Genomic DNA, 2227 nt, shown 5'->3' with positions numbered 1-2227 from the left:
GCTAAAAGCATCACATCCTGTGATAACGCCTTCGTGACCAACATCGTGTTGGCCCGAGACCCTGCAGCGCAGCGAAGCGGCTCATCGGACGCCCCCAGGAAAGCGCCCAGTCGGAACGGAAATCAACCCCACGTTATGGTCATGAGCCATTTTTATGAAAGAGGTGAGTGCTATCGTCATTCAATATGATATTCTCCAAGATCAATGTAAGAAATTAAAAGCTTTGTCCTTCATTAAATTGGCTAAAAATTTACAGGATGCTAGCTCTCTCGCCACGTCAAAGCCAGCTCTATCTTTACAAAAATCACTCCTTGTATTGGAGGAAATTTTATATGAGCTTTATAAACTAGAAATGGATTCAGAACCAAAGCTAAAAAACATTCGATCATTACTCAATAATCGTAACTTTGTTGCAAAGATTCATCCACGTCGCATTTATTTACTAATGAATCTTGTAAACAAAATGACATCTAGTAATAGTAGTGAGATTGTGGAAGCAAAGGTCGCAAAAATTGTTCTAGATTATATAAGTGATATTGTAGAATGGTTTATTAAACGCTATGACAATAGCTTAAAGGCAAAAATGATTCGCATAGCTCCTAGTTTTGAAGATATAACTTCAGTTTTTGATGTAAATATGCTTCTTCAAGATAACCAATCACCCGAGGCCTATAAAAGTGCCGCAAACTGGTTTGAGCTTGCAGCAAAACAAGGGAATGCAAGTGCTCAATATAATTTAGGTGCTCTTTATAATCAAGGCCGTGGTGTTAAGAAAGATTATACAGTTGCAAAAATGTGGTATGAACGCGCCGCTGCTCAAAATGATGCAAATGCACTTTATAGTCTAGGCGTGCTCTATCATTTAGGTCATGGTGTTGTACAAGACTATGAAGAAGCCACTCGCTATTATAAAGCTGCTGCGGATTTAGAAAACGCAGATGCACAGTACAACCTTGGGGTCCTATACAACCAAGGACTTGGTATGCCACAAAATTTTGCGGAGGCAGCAAAATGGTACATGCTAGCAGCCAATCAAGGGAATACAAGTGCTCAAAATAACCTTGGATTCCTTTATCACAACGGAACTGGCGTCGAGCAAAGCTATGAGGAAGCTATAGCCTATTTTGAAATGGCTGCATTAGCTGGCGATGCAAGTTCTCAGTATAATCTTGGCTATATGTACCTTAAAGGTCGTGGCATCTCACAAAATTTTGAAGAAGCTGCGCAATGGTTCCATTTAGCTGCACTTCAAGACCATACAAATGCAGAATTTCAATTGGCAATGTTATATAACACTGGTCAAGGTATTCCTCAGGATCGCATAGAGGCTATAAAATGGTTTAAGCTCGCAGCACATAAAGGACACTTAAATGCTCAATACTGTCTCGGTGTACTTTATGTCAAAGAAAACGATATACCTTTAGCTGAAAAATGGTTACAGTTAGCTACTAACACTGGACATATAAGTGCAGGTTTTGAGCTTGGACGTATTTTTGTATACCAACTTCAGCAACCAGAGAAAGCGCTCCCTTACTTCCAAGCGGCTGCCGAAAAGGGTTATGCTGATGCTCAGTACGAGCTCGGATTATTATATGAAGCTGACTTGAATTATGATGAAGCAGTAAAATGGTGGAGAGCCGCTACGGATCAGTCCCATATTCAGGCTGAATATCAATTAGGGTTATTATATGAGCATGGATTGGGAATCGAGCAGGACTTAGAAGAGGCACGACGCTGCTATCGACTAGCAGCCATCCAAGGGCATTCAGGTGCTCAATATCAGCTCGGTAATTTATTTGATAAGGGAAAAGGTGTTGCACAGGATTACACCGAGGCAGCAAAATGGATTGAACAAGCTGCCGCTAAGGGTCATGTCAAAGCACAGTATCAATTAGCTCAAATGCACAGCCATGGACAAGGGGTACCGAAGGATTTTGCGAAAGCAGCCCAACTGTATCGACTAGCTGCCAATCAAGGGCATCAAAAGGCCCAATTCCAGCTCGGTATGCTTTACAAAAAAGGACATGGTGTCGCACAGGATTATACCGAGGCAACAAAATGGCTTAAGAAGTCTCTTGAAAATATAAAGTAAATGGCTCATCACCATAGCGTAGAGTTGATTTCCGTTCTGGCTGGGCGCTTTCCTGGGGGCGTCCGATGAGCCGCTTCGCTTCGCTGCAGGGTCTCGGGCCAACACGATGTTGGTCACGAAGGCGTTATCACAGGA

At 42.3% G+C, this 2227-nt stretch carries 1 protein-coding gene; it reads left to right on the top strand.

The genetic code is table 11. The features are described from left to right. Positions 1-154: 154 nt before the first annotated feature. Entirely contained in the window at positions 155-2092 is a 1938-nt protein-coding gene (locus tag ACQKN2_RS25215; protein ID WP_427417360.1) for an SEL1-like repeat protein, read from the top strand. The last annotated feature ends 135 nt before the right edge of the window (positions 2093-2227 follow it).

It is taken from the genome of Lysinibacillus sp. NPDC093688 (genome assembly GCF_050280145.1).
Classification (GTDB): domain Bacteria; phylum Bacillota; class Bacilli; order Bacillales_A; family Planococcaceae; genus Lysinibacillus; species Lysinibacillus xylanilyticus_B.
The sequence above is the reverse complement of the archived record's forward strand: the minus strand, read 5'-3'. Positions and strand labels throughout refer to the sequence as shown.